The sequence below is a fragment of the Roseomonas sp. OT10 genome, assembly GCF_020991085.1.
Classification (GTDB): Bacteria; Pseudomonadota; Alphaproteobacteria; order Acetobacterales; family Acetobacteraceae; genus Roseomonas; species Roseomonas cutis.
The window spans coordinates 2,518,029-2,531,300 of record NZ_CP087719.1 but is presented as its reverse complement, the minus strand read 5'-3'; the positions used below and the strand labels follow the sequence as shown (position 1 = coordinate 2,531,300).

At 72.7% G+C, this 13,272-nt stretch carries 12 protein-coding genes; 5 read left to right on the top strand and 7 right to left on the bottom strand.

All coding sequences use genetic code 11. The annotated features are described in order from the left end of the window. Positions 1–17: 17 nt before the first annotated feature. On the bottom strand, positions 18–1,622 hold the full coding sequence (locus tag LPC08_RS11635; protein WP_230452827.1) for an ABC transporter substrate-binding protein: 1,605 nt from the start codon (positions 1,620–1,622) through the stop codon (positions 18–20). A gap of 330 nt (positions 1,623–1,952) precedes the next feature. On the opposite strand from LPC08_RS11635, the gene LPC08_RS11630 reads away from it, so the two are divergent. Then, positions 1,953–2,480 (top strand): GNAT family N-acetyltransferase, encoded by a 528-nt coding sequence (locus tag LPC08_RS11630; RefSeq protein WP_230452826.1) that lies wholly within the window; start codon positions 1,953–1,955, stop codon positions 2,478–2,480. 120 nt (positions 2,481–2,600) lie between these two features. Here the strand turns inward: LPC08_RS11630 and LPC08_RS11625 are convergent, their stop codons facing one another. Both LPC08_RS11625 and LPC08_RS11620 read right to left on the bottom strand, forming a co-directional pair. Continuing rightward, positions 2,601–5,057, bottom strand: coding sequence for an ATP-binding protein (locus tag LPC08_RS11625; RefSeq protein WP_230452825.1), 2,457 nt, complete (start codon positions 5,055–5,057; stop codon positions 2,601–2,603). 2 nt (positions 5,058–5,059) lie between these two features. After that, positions 5,060–6,127, bottom strand: a complete 1,068-nt coding sequence (locus LPC08_RS11620) for a TRAP transporter substrate-binding protein (protein WP_230452824.1) — start codon at positions 6,125–6,127, stop codon at positions 5,060–5,062. Between the two features lie 413 nt (positions 6,128–6,540). On the opposite strand from LPC08_RS11620, the gene LPC08_RS11615 reads away from it, so the two are divergent. Beyond that, positions 6,541–7,428: a DMT family transporter gene (locus tag LPC08_RS11615; RefSeq protein WP_230452823.1), complete on the top strand. Its 888-nt coding sequence runs from the start codon at positions 6,541–6,543 to the stop codon at positions 7,426–7,428. Between the two features lie 43 nt (positions 7,429–7,471). Here LPC08_RS11615 and LPC08_RS11610 read toward each other — a convergent pair whose 3' ends face one another. After that, positions 7,472–8,299, bottom strand: a complete 828-nt coding sequence (locus tag LPC08_RS11610; RefSeq protein WP_230452822.1) for a DUF2272 domain-containing protein — start codon at positions 8,297–8,299, stop codon at positions 7,472–7,474. 171 nt (positions 8,300–8,470) lie between these two features. Here LPC08_RS11610 and LPC08_RS11605 point away from each other — a divergent pair, with 171 nt between their 5' ends. The 3 genes from LPC08_RS11605 to speB all read left to right on the top strand — a co-directional run bounded on the left by LPC08_RS11605 (position 8,471) and on the right by speB (position 11,878). Further along, a complete protein-coding gene (locus tag LPC08_RS11605) occupies positions 8,471–10,459 on the top strand; it encodes an AsmA family protein (protein ID WP_230452821.1) in 1,989 nt (662 codons plus the stop codon). A gap of 31 nt (positions 10,460–10,490) precedes the next feature. Next, positions 10,491–10,838, top strand: a complete 348-nt coding sequence (locus tag LPC08_RS11600; RefSeq protein ID WP_230452820.1) for a hypothetical protein — start codon at positions 10,491–10,493, stop codon at positions 10,836–10,838. 77 nt (positions 10,839–10,915) lie between these two features. Further along, complete coding sequence (gene speB / locus LPC08_RS11595) at positions 10,916–11,878, top strand: agmatinase (RefSeq protein WP_230452819.1); 963 nt, start codon at positions 10,916–10,918, stop codon at positions 11,876–11,878. 16 nt (positions 11,879–11,894) lie between these two features. Here the strand turns inward: speB and LPC08_RS11590 are convergent, their stop codons facing one another. The 3 genes from LPC08_RS11590 to LPC08_RS11580 all read right to left on the bottom strand — a co-directional run bounded on the left by LPC08_RS11590 (position 11,895) and on the right by LPC08_RS11580 (position 13,268). Further along, positions 11,895–12,212: an NnrU family protein gene (locus LPC08_RS11590; RefSeq protein ID WP_255702345.1), complete on the bottom strand. Its 318-nt coding sequence runs from the start codon at positions 12,210–12,212 to the stop codon at positions 11,895–11,897. Positions 12,213–12,274: 62 nt separating this feature from the next. Then, positions 12,275–12,811 (bottom strand): transcription elongation factor GreB, encoded by a 537-nt coding sequence (gene greB / locus LPC08_RS11585; RefSeq protein WP_230452818.1) that lies wholly within the window; start codon positions 12,809–12,811, stop codon positions 12,275–12,277. A gap of 7 nt (positions 12,812–12,818) precedes the next feature. Next, positions 12,819–13,268 carry a 23S rRNA (pseudouridine(1915)-N(3))-methyltransferase RlmH gene (locus LPC08_RS11580; protein ID WP_230453063.1) on the bottom strand — a complete coding sequence of 150 codons (450 nt, stop codon included), beginning with the start codon at positions 13,266–13,268 and terminating at the stop codon, positions 12,819–12,821. Positions 13,269–13,272: the final 4 nt, after the last annotated feature.

Genomic DNA, 13,272 nt, shown 5'->3' with positions numbered 1-13,272 from the left:
CACGCGCATCGCCGGGCTCAGGCCTTGGTCAGGAACCGGAAGTCGGGCTCCCGGCTGGGCCAGAACTGGTAGCCGCCGATGTTCTTCTGCATCGCGACGTCATGCAGCGGCTGCGCGATCGGGACCATCGGCATCTCCTCCATGAAGAGGTCGAGGAAGCCGCGGACGCTGGAGCGATAGGCGTCCGGGCTCGCCGCGAAGCGCGCCGCGTCGATCAGCCTGTCCAGCTCCGGGTTCTGGTAGGAGGAGGCGTTGAAGATCGAGTTCGCGCCGCCCATCGTCCAGAAGAAGAAGTAGTCCGGGTAGTCCAGCCACCCGCCGAAGCGGTTGACGACCATCGGCGCGGTCTTCTTGCCCAGTTCGGTGCGGAAGTTCGCGCCGGGAACCTTGTTCAGCTCGACGGTGATGCCGATGCTGCCCAGCGCCTCCTGGATCAGCACGGACATCGGCTCGGCGATGGTGGCCGAGCCGGCATCGAAGACCAGGCTGGTGCGCAGGCCGTTCGGCGCGGCCTCCGCGACCAGGGCCTTCGCTTTGGCCAGATTGGTGCCGTAGGGCGTGGGCTGCGGCCAGGCGAGCGAGCCGTTGTTCGGCTGCGCGCCCCACATCGGCACGCCCCGGCCGAACAGCGCCGCATCCAGGATGCGCTGATAGGGCATGGCCCAGGCCACCGCCTGCCGCAGCCGGCGGTCGTTGAAGGGCGGCAGCGACGTGTTCAGCGCCACGTACCAGATGGCGTTCGGCACCGGCACGCCGGCGACGCGGACCTTCCCCGCCTCGGCGAGATCCCGGAAGTCCTTCGGCGGCAGGCCATAGGAGATGTCGGCGTCGCCGCGCTCGATCAGGGCGCGCCGCGTGCTGGGCGAGGGGATGTCGCGCGCGATGGCCCGGCGCAGCGTCGGCATCGGGCCGTTCTTCCACGCGTCGTTGCGGATGTAGATGGTCTCCGTCCCAGGCTTCCAGCTCTCGACCTTGAAGGCGCCGCCGCCCGCGACGTTGTTCTTCAGGTACTCCTTGGCCAGGGGGTCGCCGCCCGCGTTGCGGATGGCGAGCTCGCTGTCGAAGACGAAGGGAATGGTGACCGCCAGGTTCGGCATGGTCATCTTGTCGCGGCGCACGAAGTCGATGCGGAAGGTGCGGTCGTCCACCGCCACGAACTGCTCCGGCTTCTCCAGGCTGCCGGCGTTCATCTGCGTGGTGGCGAAGCCGCCGATGGTGACGGCGCGGTCGAAGGACCACTTCACGTCCTTCGCCGAGACGGGCCGGCCGGAGTGGAAGGTCGCGCCCTCCCGCAGCTTGAAGCTGACGCTGCTGCCGTCGCTCGCCTCCTGCCAGCTCTCCGCCAGCTCCGGCTCCAGCCCGTTGATGTCGAAGGTCGTGGTCACCCCGTCGCCGAGCGGCACGCGCTTGAAGCGCACGAGGCGGTCGTAGCAGTTCAGCGAGACGCCGTTGACCGGCTGGGACGAGCCGATGCCCTGCATGTCCATGCTGTTGGGCCCGTATTCCTGCACCAGCAGCAGCGTTTCGCGCCGCGAGGGAGCCTGGGCGGCGGCCGGCCGCGACAGGGCGGGGGCGGCGAGGCTGGCCCCCGCGGTGGCTTTCAGGAGGTCGCGGCGCTGCATGAGGGGTCCTTCCGGCAACGGCCCCGGTCCGGCCACGGTCGGCGTGGCGTAGGGCATCCGGCCGGGCTTAGCGAGATGCGTGCCATGCGGCGGGCAGGCAGCATTCCCGCCCGTCGCGGGAAACTTGGCGATGAAAACCAATCAAAGGTTGCTCAGCGCTGATCATTTTCATAGACTGATAACCACGGCTGCAACGGTTAACCTTTTGATGACTCAGGCGTAGCGCTTGGGCAGAGGCGGGTGGTGCCGGCAGCGTGCTAAGCGGTAAAACACCGACATCGGCAGTTTGAACGGCGGCCGAGCTCGCCGAACGGGAGACTCCGTCACCCCATGTCCGCGGCTTCCCAACTGTTTGCCCCCGGCCAGGCGCCCGATCCTGACGGCGTGCTCGTGCGGCGCGCCAGCCTCGTCGACGTCTCGCCCCTCGCCCTGCTGTTCGGCGAGATGCAGCGACACTATGGCCAGCCCGTCTCGGCGGACCGTGCCGTGGATGCGGCGGCCCTGGCCTGCCGTCCCGTCGTGGGCGACTTCGACCCGCGCACGCTGCTCGCGCTGATCGACGGGGCGGTGGTGGGATCCGTGGTGCTGAACGTCACCTTCCCGGCCGCCGAGCTGGCACGGTCCCTCTATATCCGCGATCTCTACGTCAGCGCCGTGGCGCGCCGCCGCGGGATCGGGCGGGCGCTGGTGCGCGCGGCCGCCCGGCTGACCCTGCAGGAAGGCTTCTGCGCCCTCGACTGGACCACCGACGCGGCCAATCTCGGCGCGCGCGAGATGTACGAGGGCGAAGGCGCGCGCCGGATCGAGCGCATCTACTACCGCCTGGCCGGCGCCGACCTGCGCGACCTCGCGCACTGAACCGGCCACCTTGCGACCCGGCCGTGTGACGGCCGCGGCCAGTCGGGGAAGGGGGCCGGCCGCGCGGGCCACGGCCGGGTTCCGGAGGGTGCGGCCGTCCCTCGTCGCCCGCCGCTGCCCTCAGGTCTGCAGGAAGGCGCGGGACCCGGGCATCTTCGCCAGCGCCGTGAAGAGGGCGTCCAGCCGGATCGGCTTGGCGATATGGCCGTCCATGCCGGCGGCGAGGCAGGCATCCACGTCCTCGGAATAGGCGGAGGCCGTCAAGGCCAGGATCGGAATGAAGCGGGCCGGGCCGTCCAGCGCCCGGATCCGCCTCGCCGCCTCCAGCCCGTCCACGCCCGGCATGTGCACGTCCATCAGCACGAGGTCGTAGAGGTCGCGGTCCACCGCCTCCACCGCCTCCGACCCGCTGGAAACGCAGGCGACGCTGTGACCCGCGCCTTCCAGCATGGCGCGGGCCAGGACCCGGTTCGTCGCCACGTCGTCGGCGACGAGGATGCGCAGGCCGCCCTCGCGCGGACCCTGCCGCGTGCCCGTCCGCTGGCCCGGCGCCGGCGGGGCGGAAGCCACCTCCGGTGCCGGCAGTTCCAGCCAGAAGATGCTGCCCCGCCCCAGGGCGCTGTCGCAGCCGACCTCGCCGCCCATCTGCGCCGCCATGCGGGCGGAGGTGGACAGGCCCAGCCCGGTCCCGGGGATGCTGCTCCCCTCCGCGCCCAGCCGGTCGAAGTCGCGGAACAGGCGTCCCCGCATGGTGGGCGGGATGCCCGGGCCGGTGTCCTGGACCTCGTAGCGCAGGCGCCCGGGAGAGGGCCGCAGCACGCGCACGGTCACGCTGCCCGTCTCGGTGTACTTCACGGCATTCCCCAGCAGGTTCAGCAGCACCTGCCGCAGGCCGGAGATCGGGGCGAGGACGTTGCCGGGCAGGTCGGGCCCCAGCTCGATCGAGAGGGCCAGGCCCTTGCTGGTGGCGCTCGGGCGCAGGAGGTCCACGCAGAACCGCGCCACTTCCTCCGGGACCACCGGGTCGGGGTCCGGCATCGGAAGCTCGGTGGCCTCGATGCGCGAGATCTCGAGCAGGCGGGAGACAACCGTGGCCAGGTGCTCGCCGGCCTCCACCAGCGTCGTCAGCCGGGCATGCTGCTCCGCCGTCAGAGTCTCGTCCCGTTGCAGGAGCTGCGCCCAGCCGAGCACGCCGTTCAGCGGGGTCCGCAGTTCATGGCTGACGCGCGCCAGGAAGCGCGACTTGGCCTCGCCGGCGGCGGCCGCGGCGTCGCGGGCGCTGGCCAGCTCCGCCATCGTCGCCTTCAGCCGGGTGATGTCCGTGCGGATGCCCACGGTGCCGCCGTCGGGCGTGCGCCGCTCCGTGATCAGGATCCAGCGCCCGCCCGGCAGCAGCCGCTCCATCGGCGGGTGGTTGCCCTGGTGCCAGGCCTTCATCTCCGCCGCGAAGGCTTCCACGTCGTCGCCGGCCTGCGGGTACTGCCCCAGCCTGGCGCCGCCGATCATGATGTCCTCGAAGCGCGTTCCCGGCACCAGGTAAGGGGCGCTCGCCGAATAGAACTCGCGATAGCGGCTGTTGGAGGTGACGAGGCGGTCTTCCGCGTCGAACATGACGAAGCCGTCCTCCATCGCCTCCAGCGCGTTCTCCAGCAGCTGTTGCGCCTTCTCGCGCTCCGCCTCCACACGCTCGCGCTGGCGGAGCATCAGCAGCAGCGTGAGGCTGCCGAGCGCCACCAGGATCCAGAAGCCGCCGGAGACCGTCAGCGTGCGGTCGCGGTCGAACCGCCAGCCCTCCAGCGCCCGCGCCATCTCCAGCGTGGCCAGCACCTCGATGGACGGGTACAGCGTCGGCCGGCGCGTCGCGATGGCGTCGTCCGGCATCGCCTCGCCCTCCCTCGGCCGGGCCATGCCGGCGATCCGGGCCTCGTCATGCGGCAGGCTGGCGAGAATCCGCCCGTCCGAGCGTTCGAGGGCGAAGCGCAGGCCGGGCACGTCGCCGCCCGGCGAGAGGAGGGAGGCGACCAGGGAGACCTGGACCTCCGCCACGGCGAAGAGCGGGCCCAGCGTGCCCAGCGTCACCGGCCGCATGAAGAACAGCGCCCACTCCCCGGTGACCGGGTTGCGCACCGGCAGGCTGATCATGACGCTGCCGGCGCGGGTCTGCGCATCCCCCAGCAGCTGCTGCGGCGAGACTGGCACGCGCCGGCGGCGCGAGGCGGAGAGCGCGGCCGCATAGGGCATGCCGTCCGGACGGACCAGGAGCAGGTCGCGCACGGTCAGGTTGGTGCTGTTCAGCTCCTGCATGATGCGCCCGGCCGCCAGCGGGTCGAGCACGCCGCCCGAGCCCATCTGGTTGAGCAGGCTGGTCATGCTGGCCAGCATCGCGTCCACCTGCAGGAAGGTGCGGTTGATCGACCCTTCCACGCTGCGCGCGGCACGTTCCACCGTATCGGTCGCCGACGTCACTGCCGCCTCGCGCCCGTTGCGGATCAGCAGGAAGGTGGCGATGGCCTGCCCCAGCAGCAGCAGGATGCTGATGGCGGCGACGGCGCCGCGAAGACGGCGGGTCCGGTACATGCTCAGTCTGCGCTGACGCGGATGCCCAGCACCGGGCCGAAGGTCTCGTTCCAGGAATCCGCGCATTCGGGACCGCAGCGCTGCACCCAGCTCGGCAGGACGGTGCTGATCAGCAGCCGCCGCCGGTAGGCGTCATCCACCGGGGTGACGGGGACCAGGGTCATGCGGCCGTGCCGGCGCATGGCGCAGCTGGCCTGGCCGGTGTTGCAGGCGAGGCCCTCCGTCGTCTCCCGCTCGGAGGCGTCCCAGATATCCGACTCCAGCTTGGCCAGTCCGTCGCGGAGGGTCTGCCGGATGTCGGGCGGCAGCGCCTCCCAGGCGGCCGTGTTCGCGCCGAAGAAGGAAAGGCCCCAGCTGATCGACATGGCATGGATGTAGGAGGTGACCTCGTAGAGGCCGATCTCGATGCCGCTCAGCGTGCCGGTGATGGCGCAGTCGACCACGCCGTTGCGCACCGCCTCCACCAGCTCGGCGAAGGGGGTGAGGACCGGGGTGGCCCCCACCGCCGTCACCAGCTCCGACTGGCCGACCGAGGAGGTGCGGATGCGCCGGCCCTGGAGGTCGCTCAGCCCCGTGAAGGGACGCGTGCAGTAGATGACCTGGGCGGGATAGGCATAGATCGCCAGCAGCTCGATCCCGTACCGCTCCTTCAGGATGCGCTCCAGGCGGTTGCGGTAGAGCCGGACGGACTGCCGCAGCGTCGCCATGTCCGGGTTCAGGGCGGGCAGGTCCACGGCGTTCAGCTCCGGCTCCTCGCCGGCGACGACGGCGAGCAGGGCGGTGCCGAAGGGCACCACGCCGAGCCGCATCAGCTGCAACATCTCCTGATTGCGGATGCCGCTGCCGTCGGAGGGCGCGATCTCCGCCCGGACGCGGCCCTGGGTCAGCTCCTTCACCTTCTGCCGCCAGAAGGGCTCCTCGTAGCGGACGAACTGGCTGACGCCGGCAAGCCCGCCCACGATCTTCAGCTGGATCGGCGCCGCCTCCGCCTGCTGGGCCGCAGCTGGTGCCGCGGCGCCGGCCGTGGCCAGGGCTCCGAGCGCCGCCGCGAGGCCCCGCAACCATGGCACGAACCGCCGGCGGCGGCCCGCTTCCCGGATCGGATTCGCCTGCCCGGGCGCAACTGGCGGCGGTCCGGCCGGATGCTTGCTACGCCCTGGTAATCCCTCTAACGCCTGCGGGATCATCATGACCTCTCTCCAGCGCACCGGTCCGAACCAAGCCACATGCCAAATCTTAGGGTCAGGAACGTAAACGGAATAGCAGACTACAACCATCGAGCGTGCAACAGTTGGCATGGGCTGGGGGATAGGGCGTGGCATGAGCATCGGAGCATGTCCCCGCTATCCGCATGCTGCGGGGCGGGAGGGAACGATGGAGGCCTGGGCAGGCGCGGCCTTCCGGCAGGCCGGGTCGGAGGGGGCCAGGTGACCGGGGCCGATACTTCCCAGCCTCTCTCTCGGAAATGATCTCCCCTACGGTCGTGTCGGCTCCCATCTGGAAGCGCAGTACGCTTTTCGGGCTCGCGTGCCTGGTCGTCACGGCCATCGGCTGGGGGCTGAACTGGCCTGCCACGAAGATGCTGCTGCGCGAATGCCCGCCCCTGTCGGCGCGCGGCGTCGCGGGGCTGGCCGCCTGTGCCGCCCTGTTCATGCTCTCCCGCGCCCTCGGAGAGAACTTGGTGGTGCCGCGCCCGCTCTGGGGCAGGCTGGTGAAGGCGTCGCTGCTGAATGTCACGGCCTGGATGGGATTCGCGACTCTGTCGCTGCTCTGGCTGGATGCGGGCGAGGCGGCGACGCTGGCCTATACCACCCCGGTCTGGGCGGCCTTGTTCGCCTGGCCCATCCTCGGGGAGCGTCCGACGCAGCAGCGGACGGTCTCCTTCCTTCTCGGCTTCGGCGGCATTGCCGTGCTGTTGGGCGGCAGCGGGTGGGTGGTCGGCACGGCCAAGCTTCCCGGCGTGGCCGCCGCCCTGGCAGGTGCGGTGTTCTTCGGCCTGGGGGCGGTCCTGACCAAGCGCTGGCACCTGCCCCTGGCGCCCCTCCCGATGACGGCGTGGCAGGTGGGCATCGGCTGCCTGCCGCTGCTCGTCGCCGGGCTGACGCTGGAGCACGCGGATTTCGCGGCCCTGCCGCCGCTCGGCTGGGCCGCGCTGGCCTATACCGCCGCCATCTCGCTCGGCCTCTGCTACCTCACCTGGTTCGCGGCCCTGCGCCGCCTGCCCGCCAGCACCGCCACGCTGGGAACGCTGCTGACGCCCGTGGTCGGGGTGACGGCGGCCGCCTGGGTGCTGGGAGAATCGCTCGGCATGCGCGAGGCCCTGGCGCTCCTGCTGATCCTGAGCGGGATCGTGCTGGCCATGCGCCGCTGACGCGGCCCCCCGCGGCGGCGCCCCGGACCCGACGCCGGCGGCCTCAGCCCTGCGGCGTGGCCCGGCCGCGCGTGCCGATCCGGTTCTCCAGCAGCAGGAAGAACTGCGGCTCGCCATAGGGCGCCTGCAGGACGCGCCCCTGCTCGTCGGCCGGAAAGCGGCGGAGGGTGACAGAGTCCCGGACATTGCCGCCCACGGCTTCCACCAGGCCGGGCCGTACCGTGACCACCACGTCGCAATGCATCGGCCGGAACCGGCCCGCTTCCGCCAGGCGCTCCGTCCAGTGCAGCAGGGGCAGGGAGGAGCGGTCGGCGCAGAGCAGGTCCCCCGGCTGCGCCAGGCTGGCCAGCGGGTCCTCGGGCCGGAAGCTGGCCCAGTCCGGGTCCACCGCGGCGCGGGCCAGCAGCGAATCGATGTACCGGGCGTGGGCGGAGGACGCCGGGAAGTCCGATTCGCCGAGCCCCGCCTGCCGCATGACGTGGCTGACGAAGGCGGCCGACCAGGCGGGATAGGCGAAGAGCGAGATGGAGGGCTGCGGCAAGGGGTCCTGCCCGCCTTCCGCCAGGGCCAGGGTCATCTGGTCGTGCAGGGCGCGGAGCTGGCGCACCACCCCACGGCCTTCGTTCACCGCCTGCCAGTATTCCAGGATCCGCGGGAAGTTCTCCGGCGACGGCTCGCCATCCTCCAGGGTCAGGGCCCAGCCGATCTGCACCGGGCGGCCCCAGGCCTCCCACTCGGTCAGCGCGGCCCGGACCACCCGTTCCCTGGCCGGGTCGAGGGAATGGCTCTCGGAACTCTGCGGAAGGGGGGGCGCCGTGGCGCAGGCCGCAAGCAGGAACAGGAGGAGGAGCGGGAGCAGGACGGGACGCACGCGCTCCGCTTAGCGGCCCGCCGTGCCGGTGCCATCGCAACTCCTTGTGTGCGGCGCGCCGCACGACCGGGTCGCCGGCCGCCATGCCGCGTCAACCCCTCGGCGCCCGGGCCGTTGCTAAGGACTGGCCCGCTCCGGGGCCGCGAGGACGGCAGCTGTCAGGAGGGTTCCATGCCCCGGCGCATCCCGCGTTGGCTGATCTGGGTGGGCGGACCCGTGGCGGTGCTGCTCCTGGCCGTCCTCCTCTTCTCCTGGAGCTGGTTCATTCCCCTGGTCGAATCGCAGGCCTCCGCCGCGCTGGGGCGGCCGGTGCACGTGGCCCGGATGCAGGTCCGGCTTGGCCGCGTTACAGAGGTCACCTTCGGCGACGTGCAGGTGGACAATCCGCCCGGCTTCCCGCCGGACCCTCCCTTCGCGCGCATCCCCCGCCTGACGCTGCGGCTGGACGTGATGGAGTACTGGCGCAGCCGTCGCGTCGCGATCCCCCTGATCGAGGCGGAGCGCCCGCAGGTCGAGGCGCTGGCGCGGGAGGATGGCAGCAACAACTACACCTTCCCCTTCGGCGAGCCGGCGGGCGAGTCGGACCCGGACGGGGCGCAGGCCACCGCTGCGGCCGCGCCGCGCATCGACCTGTTGCGGGTGATCGAGGGCCAGGCGCATGTGGTCGTGCCCACGCTCGGGGCCGACTTCCAGCTGGCGGTCGCCACGCGCGACGAGGCGGGGCCGGAGCCGAAGATCGCCGTCGAGGCGCGCGGCACCTATGGCGGCCAGCCGATCACCGGCCGCCTGCTGGGCGGCGCGGTGCTGGCGCTGCAGGATGCGACGAAGCCCTGGCCGGTGGAGATGGAGCTGGCCAACGGCCCGACCCGCGTGGCCCTGGCGGGCACGCTGCAGAACCCGCTGGCGTTCCAGGGGGCCGACCTGAAGCTGCGCCTGTCCGGGCCGGACATGGCGCTGCTGCAGCCGCTGACCGGCATCCCCCTGCCGAAGACCCCGAACTACCAGGTGGAAGGCCAGCTGGACTACGTGGCGGGCCGGGTGCGCTTCCGAGATTTCGGCGGGCGCATGGGGCGCAGCGATCTGAACGGGACGATCACCGTCACGACCGGGGCCGGCAAGCCCGACGTCACCGCCGATCTGCGGTCCCGCCGCGTCGACCTGGCCGACCTGGGCGGCTTCATCGGCGAGGAGCCGGGCCGCGTGTCCACCCCCGGCCAGACGCCGCAGCAGCGGCGGGAGGTGGCGCGCGCCGAGGCGAGTTCCCGCCTGCTGCCCGACGAGCCGCTGAACCTCCCCAAGCTGGAGGCGGCGAACGTCCACCTGAAGTACCGCGCCGACAGCATCATCGGCCGCAACATGCCCTTCGACACCATGGGCGCGGAGATGGAGATCGAGAACGGCGCCGTGACGCTGAAGCCGCTGACCCTCGGCGTCGGGCGCGGCCAGATCGCCGGCAACATCAGCCTGGTGCCCGGCGAGGACGGCGCGCTCCGTGCCCGGGCGGACGTGCAGTTCCAGCGCCTGGACGTGTCGCGGCTGATGCAGGCCACCGGCGCCTTCGAGGGCGCGGGCGTGCTGGGCGGCCGTGCCGTGATCGAGGGCAGCGGCAAGTCGCTGGCGGCGATCCTGGGCAGCGGCAACGGCAGCCTGACCCTGACCATGGCGGGGGGCGGCAACCTCAGCGCCCTGCTGGTGGACCTGTCCGGGCTACGCCTCGCCAATGCGCTGCTCTCCCTGCTGAAGCTGCCGGACCGCACCCAGGTGGAATGCTTCCTCGGCGACTTCGCGCTGCGCCGTGGCGTGCTCTCCACCCGCACGCTGCTGCTGGATACGGACGACGTGCTGGTGCAGGGCACCGGGACCATCGACATGGGCCGCGAGCGACTGAACATGCGCCTGCAGAGCGATTCGAAGGGCTTCACCATCGGGCAGCTCCCGGCGCCCATCCTGATCGAGGGCACCTTTCGCAATCCCAGCGTCATGCCCGAGGTAGGGGAGCTGGTCGCGCGGGGCGGCATCGCGAGCGGACTGGGCTTCCTCGCCGCCCCCCTTGCGCTGCTGCCCACCATCCAGTTCGGAGTGGGGGATGACAATCGCTGCGAGGGGCTGGTGCGGCGTTCCGGCGGCGCGAGGCAGGGCAACGGCCGGACGGGGCGCTGAGGCCCGCATCCGCCGCGGCCTGGTCCTGGCTTTGCTGCTGGGCCTTTCCCTGGTGCCGCCGCTGGCGGGTCCGGGCGAGGCCGCGGCCGCCGAGCCCCGGCCACGCCGTGCCCTGACCCGCCCGGCCCTGCCGCCGGCACAGCTCGAGGCCCTGCGGCGCTGGCTCTGCCCGAACGGCGGCATGCCCGTGCGTGGCAAGCCCGGGCGCTGTGACGGGCGTGGCGGCCGGGGCGGGGGCGGGGGTGGCGGCACCGAGGATGCGGCCGGCTGGTATCTCGGCCTGCCGCCCGCCCAGGGCGGCCAACTCGCCTGCCCGGAGGGGACGAAGCCGACCCTGGCGCGCGGGCATACCGATACGATGCGTTGCGTGCCCGGCTGATGCCGCGGGCGGCGCGAGCCCGGGCGGGCTGCGCGGCCGCCATTCCAGCGCGGCGGCGGCAGGGCGATACTGCGGCGATGAACGCAGCCCATCCCCAGCCCGTCGATGCCGCGCTCGTGCCGCGCTTTGCCGGGATCGCCACCTTCATGCGCCTGCCCGTGGCCGCCGCGGCCGCGGGGCTGGACATCGCCTTCCTCGGCGTGCCCTGGGATGCGGGCACCACCAACCGCGCCGGTGCCCGCCATGGCCCACGGGCGCTGCGCGAGCAGTCCGCCCTGATGCGCCGGGCGCATCACGTGACCGGGGTGCAGCCCTACGACCTCGCGCGCGTCGCCGATCTGGGGGACGTGACGGTCAACCCCTTCGACATCCGGGACACGCTGCGGGCCATCGAGGCTGCGGTGGCGGGCGTGGCCGCGGCCGGCGCCGTCCCGCTTCTCGCCGGGGGCGACCACCTCACGACCCTGGCGCCGCTGCGCGCCCTGGGGCGGGAGGAGCCGGTGGGGATGATCCATTTCGACGCCCATTCCGACACCAACGACCGCTATTTCGGCGACAACCGCCTGACCCACGGCACGCCCTTCCGCCGCGCCATCGAGGAGGGGGTGCTGGACCCGCGGCGGGTGGTGCAGATCGGCATCCGGGGCTCCGTCTATGATCCCGGCGAGCATGGCTGGGCCAAGGAGCAGGGCGTCCGCATCCTCTACATGGAGGAATGCGCGCGGCGGGGCCCGGATTCCGTGATGGAGGAGGCGCGGGCCGTCGTGGGGCAGGGGCGGACCTACGTGTCCTTCGACATCGACTGCCTCGACCCCGCCTTCGCGCCCGGTACCGGCACCCCGGAGATCGGCGGCTTCACCACGCGCGAGGCGCAGGCGATGCTGCGCGGACTGCACAACGTCCGGATCGCCGGCGCGGACGTGGTCGAGGTCTCGCCGCCCTTCGACCTCGGCGGCATCACCGCCCTGGCCGGGGCGACGATGCTGTTCGAGCTGCTGTGCGCCGTGGCGCCGCAGGTCGCGGCGCGCCGGGCCGGGTGAGGCGGCGGCGCGTCCGTCAGCCGGGCAGGGGCGAGACCCCGAAGATCGGGCGGTGCGCGTGCAGCAGCGCCGCCCGGGCCAGCAGCCCGACCAGCGCCGGCCAGACCGGCTCGCGCCACGCCACCAGCCCCCAGCGCAGCCAGGCCGGGGCGACCCAGAGCAGCGCGGTTCCCGCATGGCACCAGGCGAGGGCCAGCAGCGCGATGCCGAGGAAGGAGGCAAGGGAGACGCCGATCCGGACGCCGGCCTCCCCGGTGCGGGCCACGATCAGGCCGCGCAGGCGCGTGCCGGCGACGCTGGGATGGAGGGCGATCCAGGCCAGCGCGGCGAGCAGCAGGAGGGACGTGGCCCCCAGCCTGCCACGCCGGCCCGGGGAGCGGGCAAGGGGCCGTGGCGTCAGGCGTCCGGGTAGCGGATCGCCACCAGCTCGATCTCCTCGATCCCCTGCGGCGTGCGCAGCCGCGCGGTGTCGCCCACGCGCTTGCCCAGCAGCGTGCGCGCGACCGGCGAGACCCAGCTGATCCGGCCCTGCTGCAGGTCCGTCTCGTCCACGCCGGTGATGGTCACCGTCACCTCGCTGTCGTCCTCGCGCGCATAGGTGACGGTGGCGCCGAAGAAGACCTGGTCGCGCCTCGGCTGCGCCGCCGGGTCGACCACCTGCGCCTGCTCCAGCCGCTTGCGCAGGAAGCGGACGCGGCGGTCGATCTCGCGCAGGCGGCGCTTGCCGTACTGGTAGTCGGCGTTCTCGCTGCGGTCGCCCAGCGCGGCGGCCCAGGAGACGATCTCGACCACCTTCGGCCGCTCCTCGTCCCACAGCGCGCGCAGCTCCTCGCGCAGCCGGGCATGGCCCGCGGGCGTCATGTAGAAGGGCGTCCCCGGCGGCATCCCGGCGGGGGTGTCGTGCGCGTCGTCCTCGTCGTCGGCCTGTGTCATGGGTCTGTCAGCCCGGGCGCCAGGCCCGGTGGTAGGGGTGGTTGGCGCGGATGCACTGCGCCCGGAACAGCGCCTCGGCCAGCAGCCCGCGCACCAGCAGGTGCGGCCAGGTGAGGCGGCCGAGGGACAGGCGGTGCTCCGCCCGGGCCAGCACGGCGGGGTCGAGCCCCTCCGCGCCGCCGATCAGGAAGGCCAGCGGCCGCGCCGCCGCCTCCCAGCGGGCGGTCAGCGCCGCCAGCCCCTCGCTGTCCGGCGCCTCGCCGCCCAGGTCGAGCGCGACGGCCAGCGTCCCGGCCGGCAGGGCGGCGAGGATCGCCTCGCCCTCGCGCCGGCGGATCTCGGCGGGCGAGCCGGTGCCCTCCGCGATCTCGCGCAAGGTCAGGGGCGGGCGCAGCCGGGCATTGTGGTGGGCGAAGAGCGCCGCTTCCGGCCCCTGCCGCCCCCGCCCGACCGCCAGGAGG

What these genes read in the sequence shown, in the direction of transcription:
- LPC08_RS11605 (WP_230452821.1), top strand. Translation starts at nt 8,471, where the DNA reads ATGCCCCGGCGCATCCCGCGTTGGCTGATCTGGGTGGGCGGACCCGTG.
- greB (WP_230452818.1), bottom strand. Translation starts at nt 12,811, where the DNA reads ATGACACAGGCCGACGACGAGGACGACGCGCACGACACCCCCGCCGGG.
- LPC08_RS11635 (WP_230452827.1), bottom strand. Translation starts at nt 1,622, where the DNA reads ATGCAGCGCCGCGACCTCCTGAAAGCCACCGCGGGGGCCAGCCTCGCC.
- LPC08_RS11625 (WP_230452825.1), bottom strand. Translation starts at nt 5,057, where the DNA reads ATGTACCGGACCCGCCGTCTTCGCGGCGCCGTCGCCGCCATCAGCATC.
- LPC08_RS11630 (WP_230452826.1), top strand. Translation starts at nt 1,953, where the DNA reads ATGTCCGCGGCTTCCCAACTGTTTGCCCCCGGCCAGGCGCCCGATCCT.
- speB (WP_230452819.1), top strand. Translation starts at nt 10,916, where the DNA reads ATGAACGCAGCCCATCCCCAGCCCGTCGATGCCGCGCTCGTGCCGCGC.